19 protein-coding genes are annotated in these 24,099 nt (G+C 73.1%); 13 read left to right on the forward strand and 6 right to left on the reverse strand.

Translation table 11 applies throughout. The features are described from left to right. Positions 1 to 41 precede the first annotated feature (41 nt). The 7 genes from GQF42_RS26600 to sucD all read left to right on the forward strand — a co-directional run bounded on the left by GQF42_RS26600 (position 42) and on the right by sucD (position 10,755). Positions 42 to 1,172 (forward strand): ATP-binding protein, encoded by a 1,131-nt coding sequence (locus GQF42_RS26600; RefSeq protein ID WP_158923916.1) that lies wholly within the window; start codon positions 42 to 44, stop codon positions 1,170 to 1,172. After that, the gene (locus GQF42_RS26605; protein WP_158923918.1) at positions 1,169 to 3,610 is read left to right on the forward strand and encodes a DUF5682 family protein; all 2,442 of its coding nucleotides are present in this window, start codon (positions 1,169 to 1,171) and stop codon (positions 3,608 to 3,610) included. Before GQF42_RS26600 ends, GQF42_RS26605 begins: the two co-directional genes overlap by 4 nt. Continuing rightward, a complete protein-coding gene (locus tag GQF42_RS26610; protein WP_233273469.1) occupies positions 3,607 to 4,917 on the forward strand; it encodes a VWA domain-containing protein in 1,311 nt (436 codons plus the stop codon). Before GQF42_RS26605 ends, GQF42_RS26610 begins: the two co-directional genes overlap by 4 nt. A 120-nt stretch (positions 4,918 to 5,037) precedes the next feature. Then, positions 5,038 to 6,054: a hypothetical protein gene (locus GQF42_RS26615; protein ID WP_158923920.1), complete on the forward strand. Its 1,017-nt coding sequence runs from the start codon at positions 5,038 to 5,040 to the stop codon at positions 6,052 to 6,054. Between the two features lie 188 nt (positions 6,055 to 6,242). Beyond that, entirely contained in the window at positions 6,243 to 8,111 is a 1,869-nt protein-coding gene (locus GQF42_RS26620) for a hypothetical protein (protein ID WP_158923922.1), read from the forward strand. Positions 8,112 to 8,663: 552 nt separating this feature from the next. Continuing rightward, positions 8,664 to 9,842 carry an ADP-forming succinate--CoA ligase subunit beta gene (gene sucC, locus GQF42_RS26625; protein ID WP_158923924.1) on the forward strand — a complete coding sequence of 393 codons (1,179 nt, stop codon included), beginning with the start codon at positions 8,664 to 8,666 and terminating at the stop codon, positions 9,840 to 9,842. A gap of 28 nt (positions 9,843 to 9,870) precedes the next feature. Further along, the gene (gene sucD, locus GQF42_RS26630) at positions 9,871 to 10,755 is read left to right on the forward strand and encodes a succinate--CoA ligase subunit alpha (protein WP_158923926.1); all 885 of its coding nucleotides are present in this window, start codon (positions 9,871 to 9,873) and stop codon (positions 10,753 to 10,755) included. A gap of 79 nt (positions 10,756 to 10,834) precedes the next feature. On the opposite strand, the gene GQF42_RS26635 is transcribed toward sucD, so the two are convergent. Continuing rightward, complete coding sequence (locus GQF42_RS26635; RefSeq protein WP_158923928.1) at positions 10,835 to 11,899, reverse strand: helix-turn-helix domain-containing protein; 1,065 nt, start codon at positions 11,897 to 11,899, stop codon at positions 10,835 to 10,837. 96 nt (positions 11,900 to 11,995) lie between these two features. Here GQF42_RS26635 and GQF42_RS26640 point away from each other — a divergent pair, with 96 nt between their 5' ends. Further along, positions 11,996 to 13,792: a cell division protein PerM gene (locus GQF42_RS26640; protein WP_233273470.1), complete on the forward strand. Its 1,797-nt coding sequence runs from the start codon at positions 11,996 to 11,998 to the stop codon at positions 13,790 to 13,792. 19 nt (positions 13,793 to 13,811) lie between these two features. Here the strand turns inward: GQF42_RS26640 and GQF42_RS26645 are convergent, their stop codons facing one another. Next, on the reverse strand, positions 13,812 to 14,645 hold the full coding sequence (locus tag GQF42_RS26645; protein WP_158923930.1) for a hypothetical protein: 834 nt from the start codon (positions 14,643 to 14,645) through the stop codon (positions 13,812 to 13,814). Positions 14,646 to 14,895: 250 nt separating this feature from the next. Here GQF42_RS26645 and purN point away from each other — a divergent pair, with 250 nt between their 5' ends. Both purN and purH read left to right on the forward strand, forming a co-directional pair. Continuing rightward, entirely contained in the window at positions 14,896 to 15,534 is a 639-nt protein-coding gene (gene purN / locus GQF42_RS26650) for a phosphoribosylglycinamide formyltransferase (RefSeq protein ID WP_158923932.1), read from the forward strand. Beyond that, positions 15,531 to 17,099, forward strand: a complete 1,569-nt coding sequence (gene purH, locus GQF42_RS26655; RefSeq protein WP_158923934.1) for a bifunctional phosphoribosylaminoimidazolecarboxamide formyltransferase/IMP cyclohydrolase — start codon at positions 15,531 to 15,533, stop codon at positions 17,097 to 17,099. Before purN ends, purH begins: the two co-directional genes overlap by 4 nt. Positions 17,100 to 17,189: 90 nt before the next feature. Here purH and GQF42_RS26660 read toward each other — a convergent pair whose 3' ends face one another. The 4 genes from GQF42_RS26660 to GQF42_RS26675 all read right to left on the reverse strand — a co-directional run bounded on the left by GQF42_RS26660 (position 17,190) and on the right by GQF42_RS26675 (position 20,864). Then, positions 17,190 to 17,675: a hypothetical protein gene (locus GQF42_RS26660; protein WP_233273471.1), complete on the reverse strand. Its 486-nt coding sequence runs from the start codon at positions 17,673 to 17,675 to the stop codon at positions 17,190 to 17,192. 100 nt (positions 17,676 to 17,775) lie between these two features. Then, positions 17,776 to 19,317 carry a serine/threonine-protein kinase gene (locus tag GQF42_RS26665; RefSeq protein WP_158923936.1) on the reverse strand — a complete coding sequence of 514 codons (1,542 nt, stop codon included), beginning with the start codon at positions 19,315 to 19,317 and terminating at the stop codon, positions 17,776 to 17,778. Further along, on the reverse strand, positions 19,314 to 20,093 hold the full coding sequence (locus tag GQF42_RS26670) for an FHA domain-containing protein (protein ID WP_158923938.1): 780 nt from the start codon (positions 20,091 to 20,093) through the stop codon (positions 19,314 to 19,316). The genes GQF42_RS26665 and GQF42_RS26670 overlap by 4 nt, the downstream gene beginning before the upstream one ends. 150 nt (positions 20,094 to 20,243) lie before the next feature. Then, positions 20,244 to 20,864, reverse strand: coding sequence for a hypothetical protein (locus GQF42_RS26675; protein WP_158923940.1), 621 nt, complete (start codon positions 20,862 to 20,864; stop codon positions 20,244 to 20,246). A gap of 260 nt (positions 20,865 to 21,124) precedes the next feature. Here GQF42_RS26675 and GQF42_RS26680 point away from each other — a divergent pair, with 260 nt between their 5' ends. The 3 genes from GQF42_RS26680 (at position 21,125) to GQF42_RS26690 (ending at position 24,019) form a co-directional block, all read left to right on the forward strand. Next, on the forward strand, positions 21,125 to 21,979 hold the full coding sequence (locus GQF42_RS26680; RefSeq protein ID WP_158923942.1) for a bifunctional methylenetetrahydrofolate dehydrogenase/methenyltetrahydrofolate cyclohydrolase: 855 nt from the start codon (positions 21,125 to 21,127) through the stop codon (positions 21,977 to 21,979). Further along, complete coding sequence (locus tag GQF42_RS26685; protein WP_158923944.1) at positions 21,969 to 22,430, forward strand: DUF3017 domain-containing protein; 462 nt, start codon at positions 21,969 to 21,971, stop codon at positions 22,428 to 22,430. The genes GQF42_RS26680 and GQF42_RS26685 overlap by 11 nt, the downstream gene beginning before the upstream one ends. Positions 22,431 to 22,738: 308 nt before the next feature. Further along, positions 22,739 to 24,019: a helix-turn-helix domain-containing protein gene (locus tag GQF42_RS26690; RefSeq protein WP_158923946.1), complete on the forward strand. Its 1,281-nt coding sequence runs from the start codon at positions 22,739 to 22,741 to the stop codon at positions 24,017 to 24,019. Positions 24,020 to 24,099 lie beyond the last annotated feature (80 nt).

Genomic DNA, 24,099 nt, shown 5'->3' on the forward strand with positions numbered 1-24,099 from the left:
GTGGCAGATCCGAACCGGCAGAGCTGGAGGGGGCCTCAGCCATGACTGTGTCCGTGGAAGCCACGTCCGTCGAAGCGCACGGGAGTCAGGAGTCGCAGGCGCTGCGACCGCACGCCGAGCACGCCTTCGCGGACGAACTCACCGCACTGGCCGAGCAGGACGACCGCCCGCGCCCGGCCCGCTGGAAACTGTCTCCGTGGGCGGTGGCGACCTACCTGCTCGGCGGCACCCTGCCGGACGGCACGGTGATCACACCCAAGTACGTGGGCCCGCGCCGCATCGTCGAGGTCGCCGTCACCACGCTCGCCACCGACCGCGCCCTGCTCCTGCTCGGCGTCCCCGGCACCGCCAAGACCTGGGTCTCCGAGCATCTGGCGGCAGCGGTCAGCGGGGACTCCACGCTGCTCGTGCAGGGCACGGCAGGTACGCCGGAGGAGGCGATCCGCTACGGCTGGAACTACGCGCGGCTGCTCGCGCACGGCCCGAGCCGCGACGCCCTGGTGCCCAGTCCCGTCATGCGGGCCATGTCCGAGGGCATGACGGCCCGCGTGGAGGAGCTGACCCGTATCCCGGCCGACGTGCAGGACACGCTGATCACGATCCTGTCGGAGAAGACGCTGCCCGTCCCGGAGCTGGGCGAGGAGGTCCAGGCGGTCCGCGGGTTCAACCTCATCGCCACCGCCAACGACCGTGACAGGGGCGTCAACGAACTCTCCAGCGCGCTGCGCCGCCGCTTCAACACCGTCGTGCTGCCACTGCCGGAGAGCGCTGAGGCCGAGGTCGACATCGTCACGCGCCGGGTCGAGCAGATCGGCCGCTCCCTCGACCTGCCGGCCGCGCCCGACGGCATCGAGGAGATCCACCGGGTCGTGACCGTCTTCCGGGAGCTGCGCGACGGCGTCACCACCGACGGCCGTACGAAGCTCAAGTCGCCCAGTGGCACGCTGTCCACGGCCGAGGCGATCTCCGTCGTCACGGGCGGGCTCGCCCTGTCGGCGCACTTCGGCGACGGCGTGCTGCGCCCGGGCGACGTCGCCGCCGGCATCCTCGGTGCCGTGGTCCGCGATCCGGCGGCCGACCGGGTCGTCTGGCAGGAGTACCTGGAGACCGTGGTCCGCGAGCGTGCGGGCTGGACGGACTTCTACCGGGCCTGCCGGGAGGTGAGCGCATGACCGACTCCGCCCGGCGCGCCGGGTACGACCGCGGGCCGCTGCTGCTGGGCGTGCGGCACCACGGGCCCGGTTCCGCGCGCGCGGTGCGGGCCGCGCTGACCGCCGCCCGTCCGAGCACCGTCCTGATCGAGGGCCCGCCCGAGGCCGACGCCCTGATCCCCCTGGCCGCCGACCCCGGTCTGCGGCCCCCGGTCGCCCTGCTCGCCCATGCCGTGGACGAGCCCGGCCGCTCGGCGTTCTGGCCGTTCGCCGAGTTCAGCCCCGAGTGGGTGGCGATCCGCTGGGCCCTGGAACACGGCGTACCGGCCCGTTTCATCGACCTGCCGGCCACGCACACGCTCGCGTGGGAGCAGAGGGAGGAGCAGAAGGAGCAGCAGGGCCAGGGGGGCCCGCAGGGTGCCGACGAGTCCGAGGACACCCCTGGCGACGGCAGGCCTCAGGACGGCGGCGGCCACGTCCGCATCGACCCGCTCGCCGTGCTTGCCGAAACCGCCGGGTACGACGACCCCGAACGCTGGTGGGAGGACGCCGTCGAGCACCGGGGCCCGGGCCGGCACGACCCCTTCGCACCGTTCGCCGCCCTGGAGGACGCCATGGGCGCGCTCCGCGAGCGGTACGGCGCCGGCGGGCACCCGCGTGATCCGGTGCGCGAGGCGCAGATGCGGCTCCAACTACGCGCCGCTCGACGGGAGTTCGGGGACGAGCTGGCGGTGGTGTGCGGGGCCTGGCACGTGCCCGCGCTGCGCGCGAGGACCACCGTCGCCGCCGACCGCGCCCTGCTGAAGGGGCTGCCCAGGGTCAAGGTGGACCTGACCTGGGTGCCGTGGACGCACCGCAGGCTCGCCCGGGCCGGCGGATACGGCGCGGGAATCGACTCGCCGGGTTGGTACGGCCATCTCTTCCACGCCCCGGACCGGCCGGTGGAGCGCTGGCTGACCAAGGTGGCGGGGCTGCTGCGCGAGGAGGACCGGATGGTCTCCTCCGCCCATGTCATCGAGGCCGTCCGGCTCGCCGGGACCCTGGCGGCGCTGCGCGGCCGCCCACTGCCAGGGCTGAGCGAGACCACCGACGTCGTGCGCGCGGTGATGGGCGACGGCTCCGACGTGCCGCTGGCGCTGGTGCACGACCGGCTGGTGGTCGGGGACGTGATGGGAGAGGTGCCGCAGTCGGCTCCGGCGGTGCCGCTCCAGCGCGACCTGGCCCGGCAGCAGCGGGCGCTGCGGCTCAAACCGGAGGCGCTGGAGCGGGAGTTGGAGCTGGACCTGCGCGGGGACACCGACACCGGCCGCAGCAGGCTGCTGCACCGGCTGCGGTTGCTCGGCGTCGACTGGGGCGCACCGGTCCGGTCGCGGGGGAGCACCGGCACCTTCCGGGAGACCTGGCGGCTGCGCTGGGAGCCGGAGCTGGCGGTGCGGATCGCCGAGGCGGGCGTGTGGGGGACGACCGTAAGCGGCGCGGCGCAGGCCAAGGCCGAGGCGGACGCGGCGGCCTCGCGAGCCCTCGCCGACGTCACCGCGCTCGCCGAGCACTGTCTGCTGGCCGGTCTGCCGGACGCCCTGCCCGTGGTCATGCGGGCCCTGGCGGACCGGGCCGCCCTCGACACGGACGTCGGCCACCTGGCCCAGGCCCTGCCCGCCCTGGTCCGCTCCCTGCGCTACGGCGACGTACGCGGCACCGACACCGGCGCACTGGCCGGGGTCGCGGCGGGCCTGGCCGAGCGGATCTTCGTCGGCCTGCCCCCGGCCTGCGCCGCGCTCGACGCGGACGCGGCGGAGGAGATGCGGGCCCATGTGGACGCCGTGCACGCGGCGGTGGGGCTGCTGGCGGAGACGCAGGCGGGTGTGGGCACCGGCACCGACGGCACCGCTTCCGGGGCGGACCGGGGTGATCTGCGGCACCGCTGGCGTGCCGTGCTGCGGACACTGACGCTGCGCGACACCGTGGCCGGTGTGCTGCGGGGAAGGGCGGTGCGGCTGCTGCTGGACGACGGCGCGTCGGGGCCGCAGGAGGCGGCGCGACTGATGGGGTTCGCCCTGTCGCCGGGGACACCGCCCGCCGATGCGGCCGCCTGGATCGAGGGCTTCGCCGGCGGTGGGGGCGGGCTGCTGCTGGTGCACGACGAGCGGTTGCTCGGCCTGCTCGACGACTGGCTCACGGCCGTGCCGGCGGAGGCGTTCACGGACGTGCTGCCGCTGCTGCGCCGTACGTTCGCGGCATACGACCCGGGGGTGCGCAGAACCCTTGGCGAGCTGGTCCGGCGCGGACCGGGTCGGGCGGGCGAGCGGGCCGGGGCCGGGGGCGCAACACCCGGCTTCGCCGCGCAGGCCGACACCGAGCGCGCCGACGCCGTGCTGCCGGTGCTGCGGCTGCTGCTCGGCACGGACGACGCCGAGCCGGTGACGACCGATGACAACAGGTTTGCGGGGGTGGGCACATGACGACCGGGCCGACGACACTCACGACAGGCACAGGCACAGGCACAGGCACAGGCACAGGCACAGGCACAGGCACAGGCACAGGCACAGGCACAGGCACAGGCACAGGCACAGGCACAGGCACAGGCACAGGCACAGGCACTGGCACCGGCACCGACCCCGGCGACCCGGCGCGGGAGCGCCTGCGGCGCTGGCGGCTGGTGCTCGGCGGGGACCAGGCCGACGGCACCGGGTGCGCGCTGTCCGGGCGGGACGCGGCGATGGACGGCACGCTCGCCGCGCTCTACGGCAAGAGAGACAGACCGCAGGCGGGCCGGGACCGTTCGGCGGGGCTCGGGGCCTCGGCGCCCTCCGTGGCGCGCTGGCTCGGTGACGTTCGCCGCTACTTCCCGTCCTCCGTCGTCCAGGTCATGCAGCGCGACGCCATCGACCGGCTCGGGCTCTCCGCGCTGCTGCTGGAGCCGGAGATGCTCGAGGCGGTGGAGGCCGACGTGCACCTGGTCGGCACGCTGCTCTCGCTCAACAAGGCGATGCCGGAGACGACGAAGGAGACGGCACGCGCGGTCGTCCGAAAAGTGGTCGAGGACCTGGAGAAGCGGCTCGCGGCCCGCACCCGGACCACCCTCAACGGCGCCCTCGACCGCAGTGCGCGCATCAGCCGCCCGCGCCACCACGACATCGACTGGAACCGCACCATCGCGGCCAACCTCAAGCACTACCTGCCCGAGTACCGCACGGTCGTGCCGGAGCGGCTCGTGGGATACGGCCGGGCGGCGCGGTCGGTGAAGAAGGAGGTGGTGCTCTGCATCGACCAGTCCGGTTCGATGGCGGCCTCGGTGGTCTATGCGTCGGTGTTCGGCGCGGTGCTCGCCTCCATGCGGTCGATCAGTACTCGGCTGGTCGTCTTCGACACGGCGGTGGTCGACCTCACCGACCAGCTGGACGACCCGGTCGACGTCCTCTTCGGCACCCAGCTCGGCGGCGGTACGGACATCAACCGGGCGCTCGCCCACTGCCAGTCGCAGATCACCCGGCCCGCCGAGACGGTGGTCGTGCTCATCAGTGACCTCTACGAGGGCGGCATCCGTGCCGAGATGCTCAAGAGGGTGGCGGCGATGAAGGCGTCCGGGGTGCAGTTCGTGGCGCTGCTCGCGCTGTCGGACGAGGGGGCGCCCGCGTACGACCGGGAGCATGCAGCGGCGCTGGCCGCGCTCGGCGCACCGGCCTTCGCCTGTACGCCCGACCTGTTCCCCGAGGTCATGGCGGCGGCGCTGGAGAAGCGACCGCTGCCGATACCGGACACCGTGTGACACCAGGCAGGAAAGGGGATATGGCTACCCATCAGTAATGCTGGGGTTGCGCAGCCTCGGGCGGGCCGTGCAAGGATCGGCGCAGCCCGTACCGCGCCGACTCGAGGGACATTCCTCTCCTTGACCTTCCCAGCAGCCATCCCCGGTACCGCCGTGCGCGTCCCGCGTACGGCGGCCGGGCGGCGTGCGCTCCAACTGGCGCTGCTGGTCGGCGCGCTGTTCGCGCTGGGGTTCCTCTGCGGCGAGCAGGCCCACGCGGCCGACGGACCTCCGGTGCGCAGGACGGTGACCACCGTGCGGGAGACGGTGACGTCGGAGCCGGAGACGGTGACGGTGACGTCGGTGCGAAAGGCGGCGACGTCCGCGCGGACCGGGACGGCCGGGCACGGGGATCCGGTGCGCGCGGTACTCGCGTCGGGCACGGGCGGCGAGCGGCTCGTCGACCCCGTCCGCGCAGGCGGCGAACAATCCGTCACCCCCGTACGCGCGGTCGGTGAAGAGATCGTCACCCCCGTACGCGCGGTCGGTGATGAGGTCGTCACCCCCGTTCGCACGGTCGGCGACAAGGCCGTCGGCTCCGTACGGAACGTGGTGTCCGCGGTGACCGCCGTGTCCCGGCCCGTCGTACAGGCCTCGGCGCCGACGACACGGCCCACGATGCCCGCCCTGCCCCTGCCGGATCTCGGCCAGGTCGCGCACGCGCCCGTCCGCCTGCCGCCCGGGGCGAAGGCACTCGGCCAGCGGCCGCACGCAGGCCCGCTTGCTCCGGCTCGGAGCGCGGCCTCGGCGGCTCCGCACCAGCGGCACACCCGCGCCGAGGGCCGTACCGCCGCCACCGCGTCGGCGCCGTTCGTCGCGTACGGCCCGGCGTTCACCCCCGCGTCGCAGACCTCGGCGCACGCCTTCGCCCGTCACGGCGCCGCCGCCCGTGTCCCCGGCCGTCCCGCGCCCAGCGGAGACCCGGACGGCGTGCTGGGCAAGCAGGCGGTCGACGGCAACGCGTCCCGCCACGGTGACGCGCACGCCGTCACCTTCGGCAACCGGGCGCCCCTGCGGCTCGTACCGGGCACCGCCGCGCGCGTCGACACGCCCCGCACCCGGGAACGGCACCGGGACATCCCCGTCTTCCCCGGCTAGGCAGCACGGCCGACCTCCCCGCCACGGACCTGCCGCGCGGGGGCGGAACAGGTCTGCCCGTCCGTCCGGGCCCCATCGATCGCCCCGTCGATCCCCTGACTCCTTGATCCTCTGATCCCAGGTCAGTGATCAGCGATTCCCGGACGGAACTCCCCAGTCAGCCGTTTGCGAAGGAATTGACGCACGCAATGAACAAGAACATCCGTCGTTCGATCGTGATAGCCGCCGGTGTCACCGGCGCGTGGGCCCTCGGCTCGGCCGCGGCCAGTGCCGACGAACTGTCCGCCACCTCCCACTCCGTCCCGGACGCGGGCACGGACTCCGTCGCGGGGACCGTCGACGGCCTGCTCACGGGCGTCCACGACACGGTCTCCGGCGTCGCGAACACCGTCGACGGCACCGTCTCCGGCCTGACCGGCACCGCCGCATCGGACCCTTCTGCTTCATCGACCACGTCGGCCGCCTCGAGCACCACCGTGAAGGCCGCGCAGCCCGGGCAGGCCGTGTCCGGGCTCACCAGCACCGCCGACCAGGCGGGACGGTCCGCCGACGCCAAGGCCCTGGTCGCCGCGAAGGCGCGGAGCATGAGGGGCGCCGAGGTCATCAGGGGTGCGCGGGCGGCCCGTGCGGTGCAGGGGCAGGGCGCCCAGGACCATGCCCGGGTTCGGGTTCAGGCCGACGGGGCGCACGGTGCCGGCCGTGCCGCCCACGAGGTCGCGCACGCCGTCTCGACCGCCTCCCGGGGCGGCATCGACTACCTCTTCGGACCGCTGTCCTCGTTCGCTCCCGGGGTGGAGGAGGTGCTGGCCGCCGCCCAGACCAGGCTCCAGGCGACCCAGGCGGCGGCCCGTGCCCGGGCGGAGGGTGTCCAGGGCGCCGTACGGACGACGGTGCGGCAGACCGTCGCCGGTGCGCAGGGCCGGACGGCCGGTGTCACCACGGTCGGGAGCGGTACGGCCGCCGAGGCGGCCGACGCGGCGCAGGCCTCCGTCGCCGCCGTGCCCGCGCACGTCACCGGCGCGGTCACGGGCGTCGGGCAGCGGGCGGTCGGCACGGTGCGGTCCGTGCCGGGCGCCGTCACACCGGTGGTGGACGGGACGGCCGCCGCGGTCGTCCCGCCGGTCGCCGCCACGGCCGTGCACGACGCCGTGCCGGTCGCCGACCGAGCGGTGGCAGGCCTGCGGCCCACGGCCACGCACGCGGCGACGGGCGCGTACGGGACGGCCGGGTACGGCATCTCTGCCGTGGACGGGATGGCCGGGTACGGGATGGCCGGGTACGGCACCTCTGCCGTGGAGGGGATGGCCGGGTACGGCACCTCTGCCGCGGACGAGACGATCGGGTACGGCACCTCGGCCGTGGGCGGGGCCGTCGGGTACGCCGCCCCCACTGTGGCCGGGGCCGTGGCCGGGACCGCCGGACATGCTGCCTTTGCCGCGCACGGGATCACCGCCGATGTGCACGGTGTGGCGACGGGCGCCGTGGCCGATGTGCGGGCGGTCGTCGGTGGTGCGGTCGACGGTGCGTCGGGTTACGCCGGTGCGGCGGCCGGGCAGATCGTGCGGGACACCACGGACGCCGTGCTGCCGCCGGTGGGCTCCAGTGCCGTGCGCGGAGTCGTGCGCGAAGTCGTGCCGGTCGCCGGGCAGGTCCTGGCCGACTCGGGCGCCCTCGGCCACGGCGTGGCCGGTGACGTCCAGCCCTTCGCGGGCGGTGTCGTCGGTGCCGTACCGCCCCTCGCACACGGGATGACCGGGCAGACCGCTGCCTTTGCCGCGGGCGTGGCGGGGCAGACCAGTGCCTTCGGCGAGGGCGTGGCAGGTCGGAGCACCGCCTTCTCCGCGGGCGTGGCGGGGCAGGCCTCCGTCTTCGCCGAGGAGGTCGCCCGGCAGGCCGGGGGCTTTGGGCAGGGGCTCGGTGGCAGGGGACAGGAGGGTGGCGGTGAGCCGGTCGGGGACGTCGGCGCCGGTGCCGAAGGGGCCGTCCGTGCGGTCGTACCCACGTACCTCCAGGACGCGGTGTACCAGCAGAACCCGTACGGCGTGCCGCGCGTCTGAGAGCCGGGCCGAGCGCCCGCAGCAGCGCTCCGCGGGGTGACCGGACCCGGACGGCCGAATGCCGTCGGACCGTCCGACCGGGACCCCGCGGGTGGGGCGGGTGGTCCCCATTGGGGTGGGGATCAACCGCCGCGGCCCCGGAACCACCGGGGCCTTCCAGAGGCCTCACCGGGTCAACCCCAGCCCGGTGAGGCCTCGCCCATCGCAATGAAGACACCCGAAGCAGGGCCGAAGGCAGCCGCAGCCGGTCTCAGCCGGTCTCAGCCGGTCTCAGACGGTCGCAGCCGGTCGAAGGCAGCGAGCGCGGCTCCCTCGCCTTTCCTGTCGCGGCACGCCGTGCCAGCGAATCCGGCATCATGTGACAGGTATCACCGCTCGTGTGTGACCCTCGATTTAGGGAGCCCCCTCAACCGGCGATAACCTGCGAGACGGACATGCCGCGCGCTCGGACACCGTGTGCGCCTCCCTTGTGACAAGCGGACGTCACGTTGCCCTTCGCGGCACGCCCACGCATCCAACGAACCGCGAGATCACTGATAGGGACGGAAGCGCGTGGACCTGTTCGAGTACCAGGCGAGGGACCTCTTCGCCAAGCACGATGTACCGGTGCTGGCCGGTGAAGTCATCGACACGCCTGAGGCGGCGCGCGAGATCACCGAGCGACTGGGCGGCAAGTCGGTCGTCAAGGCGCAGGTGAAGGTCGGTGGTCGCGGCAAGGCCGGTGGCGTCAAGCTGGCTGCCTCCGCGGACGAGGCCGTCGCCCGTGCGACGGACATCCTCGGCATGGACATCAAGGGCCACACGGTCCACAAGGTGATGATCGCCGAGACCGCCCCGGAGATCCTCGAGGAGTACTACGTCTCCTTCCTCCTCGACCGTGCCAACCGCACCTTCCTCTCCATCGCCTCCGTCGAGGGCGGTATGGAGATCGAGGAGGTGGCGGCCACCCGTCCGGAGGCCGTCGCCCAGACGCCGATCAACCCCATCGACGGTGTCGACGAGGCCAAGGCCCGCGAGATCGTCGCCGCGGCCAAGTTCCCGGCCGAGGTCGCCGACCAGGTGGCGAACGTCCTCGTCAAGCTGTGGGACACCTTCATCAAGGAGGACGCCCTCCTGGTCGAGGTCAACCCGCTGGCGAAGGTCGCCTCCGGCGACGTCATCGCCCTCGACGGCAAGGTGTCGCTCGACGACAACGCCGAGTTCCGTCACCCCGACTTCGAGGCCCTCCACGACAAGGCCGCGGCCAACCCGCTCGAGGCCGCTGCCAAGGAGAAGAACCTCAACTACGTCAAGCTCGACGGCGAGGTCGGCATCATCGGCAACGGCGCCGGTCTCGTCATGAGCACCCTGGACGTCGTCGCGTACGCCGGTGAGAAGCACGGTGGCGTCAAGCCCGCCAACTTCCTGGACATCGGCGGTGGCGCCTCCGCCCAGGTCATGGCGAACGGCCTGGAGATCATCCTGGGCGACCCGGACGTCAAGTCCGTGTTCGTGAACGTCTTCGGTGGCATCACCGCCTGTGACGAGGTCGCCAACGGCATCGTGCAGGCGCTCAAGCTCCTCGAGGACCGCGGCGAGAACGTCTCCAAGCCGCTCGTCGTCCGCCTCGACGGCAACAACGCCGAGCTGGGCCGCAAGATCCTCACCGACGCCGCCCACCCGCTGGTGCAGCGCGTCGACACCATGGACGGCGCGGCCGACAAGGCCGCCGAGCTGGCCGCCGCCAAGTAAGCACTCAGGACGAGGACACCAACACACCATGGCTATCTGGCTCAACAAGGACAGCAAGGTCATCGTCCAGGGCATGACCGGCGCCACCGGCATGAAGCACACCAAGCTCATGCTCGGCGACGGCACCGACGTCGTGGGCGGCGTGAACCCGCGCAAGGCGGGCACCACCGTGGACTTCGACGGCAAGAAGGTACCGGTCTTCGGTACGGTCGCCGAGGCCATCAAGGAGACCGGCGCGAACGTCTCCGTGATCTTCGTGCCGGAGAAGTTCACCAAGGACGCGGTCGTCGAGGCCATCGACGCCGAGATCCCGCTGGCCGTCGTGATCACCGAGGGCATCGCCGTGCACGACACGGCCGCCTTCTGGGCGTACGCCGGCAAGAAGGGCAACAAGACCCGCATCATCGGCCCGAACTGCCCCGGCATCATCACCCCGGGCCAGTCGAACGTCGGCATCATCCCGGGCGACATCACCAAGCCGGGCCGCATCGGCCTGGTCTCGAAGTCCGGCACGCTGACGTACCAGATGATGTACGAGCTGCGCGACATCGGCTTCTCGACCGCCGTCGGCATCGGTGGCGACCCGATCATCGGCACCACGCACATCGACGCCCTGGCCGCCTTCCAGGACGACCCCGACACCGAGCTGATCGTGATGATCGGTGAGATCGGCGGCGACGCCGAGGAGCGTGCCGCGGCGTTCATCAAGGAGAACGTGACCAAGCCGGTCGTCGGCTACGTCGCGGGCTTCACCGCGCCCGAGGGCAAGACCATGGGTCACGCCGGCGCCATCGTCTCCGGCTCCTCCGGCACCGCACAGGCCAAGAAGGAGGCCCTGGAGGCCGCGGGCGTCAAGGTCGGCAAGACGCCGACCGAGACGGCGAAGCTCGCCCGCGAGATCCTGGGCGGCTGAATCTCCCGGTGCGCCCATCGGCTTGCGGGCCGACCGTCGGCAGGCCCGCCCCCTGGACCGGGGGCGGGCCTGCCGCCGTTCACCCGGCCAGTGGCCGCACTCTTTCCGGCCCGCTCGACTCCGACCTGCGCAGCTTCGTCCGCAGGGTCTGTTCGTCGTGCGAGAGGGGGCCCGCTGCGGCTCGCAGCGGCACCCCCTGCACCGCCTGGGCCGGGGCGATCGGCGGCTCGTAGTGCGTCGGTGCGGTGCGCAGCGTGAGCGTGGTCGCGCCGATGATCGTCACCGTGAACGCGATCGCCGTGCGGGTCCAGAAGACGTTGCGCCGTTCGCCGACGGTACGCACCAGCGACGGCCCGGCCGCGCGCAGCCGATCGGCCGAGGCCAGTTCGAGCAGCCGCCGGTGGAGTTCGGCGGGGTCGGCCAGTTCCGGGATGCGGGCCGCCACGGCCTCGCGGGCGTGGGTCAGCCGGTTCGCCGCCGCCGGAGTGCTGGCCTCCGTCTCCGCCGCGGTCTCCGGCAGGTCGAGGCCCACCCCGTCGTACAGGACGAGTGTGCGCCGGTACGACGGCGGCAGTTCGAGTAGGGCGTGCAGCAGCGCGCGGTCGGCCGGGTCGGCGGGCGGCGGCTCCGGGTACCGGTGGCGGGGGCGGAAGCGGTGCCAGGGGGAGAGCGCACAGTCGTACGCCACGGCCCGTACCCAGCCGGCCGGATCCCGGTCCCGGGCCACGACGGGCCAGCGCTGCCAGGCCAGCTGGAAGGCCCGCTCCACGGCCTCGCGGGCCAGCTCCCGGCTCCCGCACAGCAGATAGGCCTGGCGCACGAGAGCGGGAGTGCAGAACACGTACAGCGCGTCGAAGGCCTGAGTGGGCGTCAGGTTCTCCAATGCGCAGGCAGGGGCGGGAACCCTCCGCCGGTCGCCCGCCGGTGGGGTGAGAGGTGTCAGTGCGAGGGCCGCCAGCAGTCTGGCGTACGCCTCGCCCTCGGCTCCGCCCGGGAGGCCGCGGCCGGACTCCCATGCGTGCAGCGTCGTGCGGCTGACGCCGATCCGCTCCGCGACCTGATCCAGCGTCAGCGACCGGGACTCGCGCAGGCGTCGGCGTTCCTTCGGCGGTGGCAGCGGACTGGCAGAGTTCTGCTTCGTCACCGTGCGCCCTTCCGTACGAAAAAGAACATAAACATATATTGAGCGACACTTCGGAGGTTCGCCTGTTACGACGGGAAAGCGCGTGTCGTTGGGAGCATGGCGGACGTGATCCCGATGACCGCACGCCGACCGTCGCTCCCGCTCCTGCTGGCCCGGCTGCGCGACCGCTCGCCCGGACTGGCCGCGAGCGTCCTCGGCGGCGCCGTCGCCGCCGGACTCGGGCTCGGCTCGTTCGCCGTGCTCGTGCTGGCGCTGTGGGTCAGCTCGCCGTACCCCGACAGCGGTCCGGGTGGTGCCCTGCACGTCGCCGCCGCCCTGTGGCTGCTGGCGCACGGTGTCGAACTGGTCCGCACCGACACGCTCTCCGGCGCGCCGCTGCCGATGGGCGTGACCCCGCTGCTGCTGCTCGCGCTGCCGGTGTGGCTGCTGTACCGGGCGGCCCGGGACGCCGTCGACGCGCCCGCCGACGCCGACGGACCGCCCCCGGTGCCCGCCCGCACCGCGTGGACGGGGATCGTCCTCGGCTACCTCGGGGTCGGCGGCTCGGCCGCGCTGTACTGCGCCGGCGCCGAACTGCGGCCCTCGTGGGGCTGGGTGACGGTGTGTCTGCCACTTGTCGCGGCGGGCTCCGCGGCGGCGGGGGTGTGGTCGGCGTACGGCCGGCCGCGTGAGCCGGTGCTCGGCATGCTGCGCGTGGTGCCGGGTCCGGTACGGCGCCTGGTGTTCGGTGCGGACGCACGGCCGCGGCTCGGTACGGCCGTACGGGCGGCCGGTGCGGCGACGACCGCCCTGCTGGGCGGTGGGGCGCTGCTGCTCGCGGTGTCGCTGGTGTGGCACGGCGGCGCGGCGCGGGCGTCCTTCCTCCAGTTGACGGAGGGCTGGACCGGGCGGTTCGCCGTGCTGCTGCTGGGGGTCGTCCTGATCCCCAACGCGGCGGTGTGGGCCGCCTCGTACGCCCTCGGGCCCGGCTTCGCACTCGGCGCCGGGCACGTGGTGCAGCCGTTCGCCTCGCATCCGGCCCCGCTGCTGCCGCCGTTCCCGCTGCTGGCGGCGGTGCCGGACGCGGGGCCCGGGGCGCTGCCGAACTGGGCGGCGGGGCTGGTCCCGGTGGCGGCCGGGGTGACGGCGGGGTGGTTCGTGGCGCGGGGCGCCGTGCGCCGGCCGGGGAGGGGGAAGGCGGCCTCGGCTCGCTGGCCGGCCGCCGGTACCGCCGCGGTGGTCCTGCTGACCGCGGCGCTCTGCGCGGCGGCGGACGCCCTGCTCGCCCTGCTGGCGGGCGGGCCGCTGGGCGTGGCCGCGCTGGCCCGCTTCGGCCCGGTGTGGTGGCAGACCGCAGGAGCGGCGGGGGTCTGGACGGCGGTGTTCGGGATGCCGGTGGCGCTGACGGTACGGGCATGGCGGCTGTGGAGCGGGCGCACACGCACCGGGGAGATCCCGGCGCAGGACACGGGGGCGGGCGGGAGGGCCAAGACCGCCCCTGCGGACTCCGGCCCGGCGAACGGCCTTGCGGCGGGTGCCGGGGGCGGAGAGGAGCAGGCGGCGGCGAGGGCGAAGGCGCAGGGCCAGGCGAAGGCCGAGGACGCCGGCCCGGGCAAGAAGGAGAAGGGCAAGCAGGACAGGGGCAAGCAGGTGGAGGTCGTGCCTCAGGCGCCCGGCGCCGCCGAGGAGGAGCCGTACGACGTCCTCCCGGCCGAGGACCCGTTCCCGCCGGACTGGCACGACGACGTCGCCCGCGCCTCCCGCTGGGCGGCCCTGAAGGAGGCCGCCGCCCCCTCGGCACCGCCCCCCGAGCCCGAGCCCGAGCCCGAGCCCGAGCCCGAACTCGAGCCCGAGCCGGACCTCACCGACCTGCCGCCGCCGGGCACGCCGGAGCCGCCCGACGCGACCGGGTGACCCCCGCGGCCTCGTGCCCTCAGCTGTTCCCCACTCCCAGGACTCCCCGCAGCCCCTTGGGCAGCAGCTGGTCGCAGGACTGTTTGGCCTCGTGGGTGAGGGCGTCGTTCACGCACGTGTAGTAGTCGCGGTAGACGAACTGGACGGTGAAGGTCGAGGCCACCAGGACCAGGGCGAGGGACGCCGTCACCAGGCCGCCGACGGCCGCCGTCACCTGGGGCCGGGCGGGCATGGGGCGCGCCGGGCCGTCAGGGGACGGCGTGCGCGGCTTGGCACGCAGCGCGCTGATGCCCCAGTACAGGGCCAGCACGCCCAGCAGCAGGGCCACGTACGGCCAGCTGAACAGGACGAAGAAGACCGCCCACATGCCGGACAGGAGGGCGTAGCGCGCGCGGCGCTGGGCGGGGTCGGTCGGGTCCCAGCGCATCCCGCCGGGGCCGGTCGGTCCGCCGGGACCCTGGGAGCTGCCGCCGGGCCGCTCGCCGAAGCCGCCGGGGGAGCGTCCGGGCTGCCGGTCGCTCCACTGACTGCCCCACGCAGGGCCGTCGCCGGAACCGCCGCCGGGGCCGTGTCCGGGAGTGCCGTCGGAGCCGTCATCCGGGCCGGAATCCGCGCCCGGGCCACCGGACGGACCATCAGGACGTCGGCGGGGCTGCCAGGGCCGGTCCGGGGTGCCCTCGGGCGGCGGGGCGAAGGGGTTGTCGTCCTGCTGCCCGGCGCCGGCACCCTCGTGGCCGCCCCGCGGCGCCTCGGGCGGCGAGGCCGGCCGCTCCCGCAGCAGCACGGCGCCGCGTTCGCCTCCCTGGCCCGTGCGCAGGGGGAACGTGAGGAGTCGCAGGCTGCGATCGGGCATCAAGAGAGCGTCTTCCCCTAGGTGAATACGGCTGTCCGACGTGAGCTTCCACCTCGGAAACGCACCACACGGCGTGCGCGTTCCCGAGCCGGTTCCTCCCGAACGCTACCTTCCGGCCACGCCCCCGTCCCGTGGGGGCTGTCCAGTGTGCCGGTATCGTTGCTGGCGGTCGGCTGCTTCGTAGGGTTCCCCGTATCCAGGGACGCGAAGCATTCGTACGAATGTACAAGTACCCGAGAAAGGGCCTCCCGTGGCCGCCACCCCCGCTGCCCCCGCGGTCAAGCGTCTCGTCGTGCTGGTCTCCGGATCGGGCACCAACCTCCAGGCGCTGCTGGACGAGATCGAGCGCACCGGAGCCGAGCGGTACGGCGCCCGGATCGTCGCCGTGGGGGCCGACCGCGACGGCATCGAGGGGCTCGCCCGCGCCGGGCGGGCCGGGCTGCCGACCTTCGTGTGCAGGGGCAAGGACTTCGGCAGCCGTGAGGAGTGGGACGCCGCGCTGACCGAGGCCGTGCGCGCCCACGAGCCCGACCTCGTGGTCTCCGCCGGGTTCATGAAGATCGTCGGGAAGGAATTCCTCGCGCGCTTCGGCGGACGGTTCGTCAACACCCACCCGGCCCTGCTGCCCAGCTTTCCGGGGGCCCACGGCGCGCGGGACGCGCTCGCGTACGGCGTCAAGGTGACCGGCTGCACCGTCCACTTCGTCGACGACGGCGTCGACACCGGCCCGATCATCGCCCAGGGGGTCGTCGAGGTCCGGGACGAGGACGACGAGAGCGCGCTGCACGAGCGCATCAAGGAAGTCGAGCGAAGGCTGCTCGTCGAGGTCGTGGGGCGGCTCGCCCGCAACGGCTATCGCATTGAGGGACGAAAGGTAGTTATCCAGTGACCGCCACCGCCGAGAGCACCAAGCGGCCCATTCGCCGGGCGCTCGTCAGCGTCTACGACAAGACCGGCCTCGAAGACCTCGCGCGCGGGCTGCACGAGGCCGGCGTGGAGCTGGTCTCCACCGGGTCCACGGCTGGCCGCATCGCCGCCGCCGGCGTCCCTGTCACCAAGGTCGAGGAGCTGACCGGCTTCCCCGAGTGCCTGGACGGCCGGGTCAAGACGCTGCACCCGAAGGTGCACGCCGGCATCCTCGCCGACCTGCGGCTGGACAGCCACCGTGAGCAGCTCGCCGAGCTGGGCGTGGAGCCGTTCGACCTCGTCGTGGTGAACCTCTACCCGTTCCGTGAGACGGTCGCCTCCGGTGCCTCGGACGACGAGTGCGTGGAGCAGATCGACATCGGCGGCCCCTCGATGGTCCGCGCCGCCGCCAAGAACCACCCGTCGGTCGCCGTGGTCACCAGCCCCGAGCGGTACGCCGACGTCCTCGCCGCGGTCCAGCACGGCGGCTTCGACCTCGCCGCCCGCAAGCGGCTGGCCGCCGAGGCCTTCCGGCACACCGCCGCCTACGACGTGGCCGTCGCCCACTGGTTCGCGTCCTCCTACGCCCCCGTCGACGACTCGCGGTTCCCGGACTTCCTGGGCAGCACCTACGAGCGCAAGAACACCCTGCGCTACGGCGAGAACCCGCACCAGGACGCCGCCCTCTACGTCGACGGGACCGGCGGTCTCGCCGATGCCGAGCAGCTGCACGGCAAGGAGATGTCGTACAACAACTACACGGACACGGACGCCGCCCGCCGTGCCGCGTACGACCACGACGAGCCGTGCGTCGCCATCATCAAGCACGCCAACCCCTGCGGAATCGCGGTCGGTTCGGACGTCGCCGAGGCGCACCGCAAGGCGCACGCCTGCGACCCGGTCTCCGCGTACGGCGGTGTGATCGCCGTGAACCGGCCGGTCAGCAAGGAGATGGCGGAGCAGGTGGCCGAGATCTTCACCGAGGTTGTCGTCGCCCCGGACTACGAGGAGGGGGCTCTCGAAGCCCTCGCCAAGAAGAAGAACATCCGTGTCCTGAAGGCTCCGGGCGCGCCCTGCAACCGGGTCGAGGCCAAGCAGGTCGACGGCGGTGTGCTGCTGCAGGTCACCGACCGGCTCCAGGCCGACGGCGACGACCCGGCCCACTGGACGCTGGCGTCGGGTGAGGCCCTGAGCGAGGCGGAGCTGGCGGAGCTGGCCTTCGCCTGGAAGGCCTGCCGCGCGGTGAAGTCCAACGCGATCCTGCTCGCCAAGGACGGCGCCTCGGTCGGCGTCGGCATGGGCCAGGTCAACCGCGTCGACTCCTGCAAGCTCGCGGTCGAGCGGGCCGGCGAGGAGCGCGCCCGCGGCTCGTACGCGGCCTCGGACGCCTTCTTCCCCTTCCCCGACGGTCCGCAGATCCTGATCGACGCCGGTGTCCGGGCGATCGTCCAGCCGGGCGGCTCGATCCGTGACGAGCAGGTGGTCGAGGCCGCGAAGAAGGCGGGCGTGACCATGTACTTCACGGGTACGCGGCACTTCTTCCACTGACGCCTGCGGCGGTCTTCGCCGACCGGTTCGCCAAGCCGTACGGTCTCCGGCCCTCCCCCGAGGGGGCCGGAGACCGCCGTCCCCGCCCGATCAGCAGGGGCGCAGGGACCAGATCGGGTCCCAAGTCGCCGTCCCCGCCTGGTAGGCCGTCGAGGTCCAGCGGACGCTGCCGTCCTGGTTGAAGAACTTGGCGACCGTGCCCGGCGTCTGGTTGTTGGTGAACGGGCCGTCGCCGGTCCAGTTCGTGACGTTCCAGGTCTGGCACTTGTAGAAGTCGAACTTGGTGCCGTTGACGAGCATGCACAGGTGACCGTAGGCGCAGTCCAGGTCCTTGGCGGCGAACCTGCCCTGCGGGGCCCTGGTGAGGGTCAGGCCGTCGTAGCGGACCTGGTCGGCGGACGCGGAGAGCACCTTCGGGTGTCCGGCGAGGACGTGGTCGGCGACCTGCTGGATGCCGGTCACCCGGGTGCCGTCCGCGGCGGTGTCGGCGACGGCCGCGATCGTGGAGCCGGCGACGAGGGCGGTGGCCGCGATCAGAAGCGCGGCGGGCTTGGCGATGTTCACGTGTTCCCCCATGTGAACGGTGGTGCATGAACTGTTTCGGTCGCTCCGCCGGGGCGGAGTGGTTCCACCGTCGCAGCGGTCGCCGCCCGCCGGTACCTGTGAAGTCTCAGGGTCACTTCCTGCCCGGGGGCGCGTACTCCTTGAGGTAGTGGGCGACACGGGCGCAGTAGTCGCGGTACTTCGGGGGAACTCCGCCCGTGTCGTTCACCTTGGCGGCCGACGTCCGGTAGCCGGCGGCGACCAGCACCCGTTCGTCGCCGGGCAGTCCGGACTTCAGGTGGTCGTCGATGTAGCACAGGTAGCGGCCCATGGCCGGGATGGAGACGGAGGGGGTGAGCGGTGGTGTCGGGGTCGCGGACGCCGGGACGCCGTTGTCCTGCATCCACCAGCGCAGCACGGCCGGGGTCCAGCGGGCGATGCCGAACTCCTGCTTGCCGGGGTCGGAGAGGTTCGGGTCGAAGTTGCTCTCGGACTTGAGCATCGCCGCGACGAGGACGGGAGTGACGTCGGGCCGGGAGCAGGCGTGCGCGGAGTCGACGATCAGCCGCCGGTACTGCACCGGAATGCCCTGGTCGGTACGGAGTTCCGAGGCGCCGTAACGCGCCAGTGCGGCATCGCCGTTGCTCGCGTCCGTTTTTCCGCCCGCGGTCCACAGGCCGATGCCGTACGCGAGGGCTGCGACGGCCACGGCGCTCGCGACCACCGTCGACAGGCCTCGGCGGCGCCGTGGCGACCGGCCCAGGCGGGACGGGCGGGCCGTACCGGCCGCCGCCTCGACCCGACGTGACAGCGCCTGCGTGGTGATCCGGTCCGCGTGTGTGCGGGCCAGGCACGCGCACACGATCTCCCGCCAGTCGTCCGGGAGTTCGGGCGACAGGCGCAGTTCGTCGGTGCCGCGCGCGTAGCTCGTCGCCGCGTCGCGGCGGGCCGTCGGGGTAGCGCCGGGGAGCGGGAAGGCGCCGGTGAGGACGAGATGGGCGAGCACGCCGAAGGCCCAGACGTCCGCGGAGGGGCGGATACGGCGGCCACGGTCGCCGATCTCCGCCCACAGCAGCTCGGGCGGGGTGTAGTCGGGAGTGGAGAAGGCGGGGGTGTAGGCGTGAGTGCCCTCCAGTTCGGCGGCCATGTTGAAGTCGCCGAGCCGGGCCGAACCGTCCGGCATGAGCAGGACGTTGGCCGGTTTCAGGTCCCCGTGCACCCAGCCCGCCGTGTGCAGCTGGGCCAGGCCCTCGCAGATCTGGGCGAGCAGGGCGGGGCCGCCGTCCGGGCGCGGAGAGGTGGCGAGGAGCGCCGACAGGGAGCCCTGCGCCTGCTCCAGGACGAGGACCGTGGCGCCGTCGAGGGTGGGGCGGTCCGGGTCGTCCACGACGAGCGTGTCGTACATGCGGATCAGGCGCGGCTGGTCCAGGCGGCGGTACAGCGCGACCTCGCGTTCCACGAGTTCGCGCAGATGGGCCAGTTGGCGTGGGGTGTTGGTGCCGGTGGGCAGGAACTTGAGCGCGGCGGACGCGGGCAGCTCCGTGGCGCGTGGGGACCTGTCGGTGCGGCGGGCCGCGTACACGCTGCCGAAGGCGCCCGTCGCGATGGGCTCGTGCACCTCCCAGACGCCGACCCGGTAGCCCTTGGGCACCGGCACGGCGTACGGCTCGGTCACCGGGCTGTCCGGCTCGCGGACCCGGAGCCGGACAGGACGACCAGATCGTCCTCGCGCACCACGTCGAAGCGGAGCGCGAGCGAGACCAGGGACTCCTTCTTGCCATTGAGGCGGGGGCCCGGATCGGCGCTCTCCGGGCCGGGCTTGAGCCGCAGCTTCACGGCCAGATAGTCGATGTTCCACTGCACCGAGGTGCGCGAGGCGGCCGGCCAGGCGGGGCGCAGCCGGTCCACGACCTGGTCGACGGTGGGCAGCGGGGCGTGCGGGTCGCCGCGCAGCCGTGGTTCGCACAGAGCGGCCAGGACGGCGAAGTAGCGCTTGGTGCGGTCGACGGCGAAGGCCGCGGCGGTGGTGTCGCCGTCCGGCCGGCCGCTGTCGCCCTCGCCGTCGTCGCGCAGGCAGTCGGGGTGCAGGTAGTCGTGGCGCGGTGCCCAGACCTCGAGTGCCAGCAGGTCACCGGCGGCCGGCAGCACGATCCGCGAGAACTCGAACGGCACGGGCGCGTCGAGCCGGCCCGGGCCCACCTTGATGTGCTCGCCCGCCCCCTCCGGGTTCTCCACGACGTACGTGTGCCGCGCGGAGAGGTTGCTCAGTATCCAGAACGTCCCCTGGGCGGTGACCTCGCCGGCCCGGCGCGAGACCCCGTCGTGCGCGATCCGCAGGCCGTTGCCGGGCGCCCGCCCGAAACCGAGGCTCTCGCCCGGGGCGAGCCGGACCTGGGTCTGGTGGTGATCACCCTCCGGGGTGGGCGGAGGTACGACGATGATGCTGTACAAGGTGCGTCTCCCCGTGCCTGACGGCAACCCCGGCCGGTACGGCTACCCAGGTCAGACTAGGGCGCTACACCAGGGCCGTGCCTCCCCTGGACGGGTGAGACACGGCCCTTGGCGGTGAATGGCGCGAACTGTTCTGTCGCGCGGGCTGTTTCAGTAGCGCGGGCGGTTGAACCAGGCCGCGCCCGAGGGGGCGATCATCGCGGCCGCCATGATGCCGCCGAAGCCGATCCACAGCAGCGCCCAGACCAGCGCGGCGCTGGAGCCCACGTTGGCCGCGCCGATCATGATCAGGACGCCGACCAGCGCGCCCAGGATGCCGTAGACCATCGTGGTGATGCGGATGCCCTGGCCGCCGCGGGTGAACTTCACGCTCAGCGTGATCGACAGGCTCGCGAGCGCGAGGAAGAGCAGCGCGACGACGAGGACGATGCCGGCACCGGCGTGCCCGATGTCGGAGAAGCTGTTGTTGCCGAAGGTGTCCTCGCCCGCGTTGGACGCGTCGTTGATCGTCGCGGCACCGAAGATCATGAAGATGCCGATGAGGATCTGCACCGCCGCCACGATGTAGAGCAGGACCCGCGCGGTGGTCATCAGGCCCGGCATCGTCTGCGGCATCATGGTGACGCCCGGGTAGCCGGGGTACGCGGCCTGCTGCGGGTAACCGGGAGCCTGCGGCGGAAAACCGGGAGCCTGGGGGTAGCCGTAACCGGGAGCGGCCGGCGGCTGCTGGGGCGGCGGGCCATAGGGGTTGTTCGGGTCGCCAAAACTCATGGCGGTCTTCCTCCGTTGGTCCAAGTGCGGGGACGACGCGCGGCACGGTTCGGAGGAGGGTTCTACAGATGCGGTCCGTCCCCCCGGTACTGCCCGCGGCACTGTGTACTCATCGTTCTTTAGGCCGGTCTTACTTGTCCAGCCGGAATTGTGAGGTGTTGTGCAAGTGCAACATCACTGATCATGCTGTGACAGAACGGAGACGGGTGGCCGGGTACCCGGATTGGAACCAGGGGCAGGTCATCCGCGAGGATGGGAACATGACCGCCCAGATTCTCGATGGCAAGGCCACCGCAGCCGCGATCAAGTCCGATCTGACCGCCCGCGTGGCGGCGCTGAAGGAGAAGGGCGTCACGCCCGGCCTCGGCACGATCCTGGTCGGGGACGACCCCGGCAGCCAGAAGTACGTCGCCGGCAAGCACCGCGACTGCGCGCAGGTCGGCATCGCCTCCATCCAGCGCGAACTGCCCGCCACCGCCACCCAGGAGGAGATCGAGGCGGTCGTCCGGGAGCTGAACGAGGACCCGGCCTGCACCGGTTACATCGTCCAGCTGCCGCTGCCCAAGGGCATCGACGAGAACCGCATCCTGGAGCTGATGGACCCGGCCAAGGACGCCGACGGTCTGCACCCGATGAACCTGGGCCGGCTGGTCCTCAACGAGCCCGCGCCGCTGCCCTGCACGCCCAACGGCATCATCTCCCTGCTGCGCGCCCACGGCGTGGAGATCAAGGGCGCCGAGGTCGTGGTCGTCGGCCGCGGTGTCACCATCGGCCGGCCGATGCCGCTGCTCCTCACCCGGCGCAGCGAGAACGCCACCGTGACCCAGTGCCACACCGGCACCCGCGATCTGCCCGCCCACCTCAAGCGGGCCGACATCATCATCGCTGCGGCCGGTTTCCCGCACCTGATCCGCGCCGAGGACGTCAAGCCGGGCGCCGCCGTGCTGGACGTCGGCGTCTCCCGCAACGCCGAGGGCAAGATCGTCGGCGATGTGCACCCGGACGTCACCGAGGTGGCCGGCTGGATCTCCCCGAACCCCGGCGGCGTGGGCCCGATGACCCGGGCGCAGCTGCTGGTCAACGTGGTGGAGGCGGCGGAGCGCAGTGCCGGCTGAGGGCGCCCGCGCGGGGGCGGCCACCCGCGGAACACAGCACGCCGGACAGACCCCCGAGCGCCCCACCCGGCGCTTCCCGCGGATCACCCGGGACACCGCCCGGCCCGAGGGCGGCGGCCGGGCCGCGTCCGGTGCCTCGCCGGCCCCCGCCCGGCAATGGCCGTTGCTGGTCGTGCTGGGCGGCGTCGCGCTCGGCCTGCTGCTGACCTCGCTGGACGTCTTCCGCTGGGGAACGCTGCTGATCGGCGCGGCCCTGCTGGCCGGCGCGGTGATGCGCTGGATACTGCCCAGCGTCGGCATGCTCGCCGTACGTTCCCGGTTCACGGACATCGCCACCTACGGCATCCTCGGCCTCGCGATCGTCCTGCTGACGATGATGGCCCAGCCCAAGCCGTGGATCGAGATCCCGTTCCTGAAGGACACCCTGCACTTCACACTGAACGGCAGGTGAGCGACGAGTAGCGGCGGCCGCGGACAAGCAGCCGCGTCCGCCGGCATGTTGCCGTGGCACCGGTGGCCCGCGCCTCCCCCGAGGGCGCGGGCCACCGGCGTGTTCCGGAACGGCACCTGGGACGGACCGCCGTCACCGGATGCACGGCCGCGCGTGGCGATGCTCCCGTGCGCCCCCGTGCCGGGAACTGGGATCCTTAGGCAGCGCATCCCTGTGGGTAGCCAGGACGGGTACCGGAACGCGGGGCCGGGCCGGGGAACCGGGCGCGAGAACGAAGAGCACCGACCGGGGGGAAGAGGGGGGAAGCGATGCCTCGCTGGAAAGAGCTGCCCGAGGATCTGGACCCGCAGATCAAGGAGTTCACCAGTCAGGTGCGGAGGCTGGTGGACAGAAGCGGGCTGAGCGTCGCCGCACTGGCCGACCGCACGGGATACAGCAAGACGTCCTGGGAGCGGTATCTGGGCGGCCGGCTCCTCGCGCCCAAGGGTGCGGTCGTCGCGCTCGCCGAGGTCACCGGTACCAACCCCGTCCATCTGACCACGATGTGGGAGCTGGCCGAACGCGCCTGGAGCCGGGCCGAGATGCGGCACGACCGCACCATGGAGGCCATCCGGATCTCCCAGGCGCGCGCCGCGCTCGGCGACTTCGGAGCGGCCGAGGCGACCGGGGGGCCGTCCGGGACGCCGTCGGTCCGCAAGGGCAGCGGCGCGGTCCCGGTGACGGGCATCGCCGGTCCGGCCGGTGTCTCCCCGACGATCCCGCCCCGGCCGACGGGCGCGGACGCGGACGCCGAGGACGGCGCGGGGAGTGGGGCGGAGGGCGCGGGCAGTGGCTCGGCCGACGGCGACGGGCGTGCTGCGGCCCTCGGTGACGACTCGGGCGGTTCCGCCAACTCCTGGGGTCTGGCCGGGTATCAGGGGCCGTCTCGGGCGAGCGCCCGTCCTGCTGACGAGGATCGGACGGAGGCCGGTGCCGGTGCCGGTGCGGGTTCCGGCGGCGGGGCTGACCGGTCGGGCGGCGCGGGGGACCGGCCCGCCCCGCCGCCGGGCACGGCGAACCCGTACGACGTACCGGCACCCCGGCCCGCCGCGCAAGGCGGTGGCCGGCAGCGGCTGATGATGTTCCTCGCCGGACTCGTCGGTGTGAGCGTCGTGATCGCCGCCGTCTTCTTCCTCACCCCCCGGGGCGGCGGCAAGCACGAGGGCGCGGCCACGCCGCCGTCCCCGACGGCCACCCGCCACGCGAGCCCGCCGCCCGGGGTCAGGTGCACCGGATCCACCTGCACCGGCAAGGACGCCGAGGCCATGGGGTGCACCGGCGACCTGGTGACCACCGCCAAGACCGCCACCGTCGGCACCACCAACCTGGAGGTCCGCTACAGCAAGGCCTGCGGCGCCGCCTGGGGCCGCATCACCGGCGCCGTGCGGGGCGACAAGGTGGAGGTCGTTGTGGGTGCGGCCCGCCAGACGGGTGAGATCACCGCCGCGGGCGACGCCATCGCCTACACCCCGATGGTCGCCGTCAGGAACGAGGCGGAGGCCAGGGCCTGCGCGACCCTCGCCGCCGGGGGAACCGGGTGCACGAAATAGCGCACACATGCCGCGACACGGCGGAGTGAACGGCCCGCGTGACATCGGGAGAGTGAAATTCCAGGATCGGGTGCATGGGT

It is taken from the genome of Streptomyces broussonetiae (genome assembly GCF_009796285.1).
GTDB classification, from domain to species: Bacteria; Actinomycetota; Actinomycetes; order Streptomycetales; family Streptomycetaceae; genus Streptomyces; species Streptomyces broussonetiae.

Coding starts and splice junctions, on each gene's coding strand:
- GQF42_RS26640 (WP_233273470.1), top strand. CDS start 11,996: ATGGCGGACGTGATCCCGATGACCGCACGCCGACCGTCGCTCCCGCTC.
- GQF42_RS26610 (WP_233273469.1), top strand. CDS start 3,607: ATGACGACCGGGCCGACGACACTCACGACAGGCACAGGCACAGGCACA.
- GQF42_RS26620 (WP_158923922.1), top strand. CDS start 6,243: ATGAACAAGAACATCCGTCGTTCGATCGTGATAGCCGCCGGTGTCACC.
- sucD (WP_158923926.1), top strand. CDS start 9,871: ATGGCTATCTGGCTCAACAAGGACAGCAAGGTCATCGTCCAGGGCATG.
- GQF42_RS26680 (WP_158923942.1), top strand. CDS start 21,125: ATGACCGCCCAGATTCTCGATGGCAAGGCCACCGCAGCCGCGATCAAG.
- GQF42_RS26600 (WP_158923916.1), top strand. CDS start 42: ATGACTGTGTCCGTGGAAGCCACGTCCGTCGAAGCGCACGGGAGTCAG.
- GQF42_RS26645 (WP_158923930.1), bottom strand. CDS start 14,645: ATGCCCGATCGCAGCCTGCGACTCCTCACGTTCCCCCTGCGCACGGGC.
- GQF42_RS26675 (WP_158923940.1), bottom strand. CDS start 20,864: ATGAGTTTTGGCGACCCGAACAACCCCTATGGCCCGCCGCCCCAGCAG.
- GQF42_RS26660 (WP_233273471.1), bottom strand. CDS start 17,675: ATGGGGGAACACGTGAACATCGCCAAGCCCGCCGCGCTTCTGATCGCG.
- GQF42_RS26605 (WP_158923918.1), top strand. CDS start 1,169: ATGACCGACTCCGCCCGGCGCGCCGGGTACGACCGCGGGCCGCTGCTG.
- GQF42_RS26690 (WP_158923946.1), top strand. CDS start 22,739: ATGCCTCGCTGGAAAGAGCTGCCCGAGGATCTGGACCCGCAGATCAAG.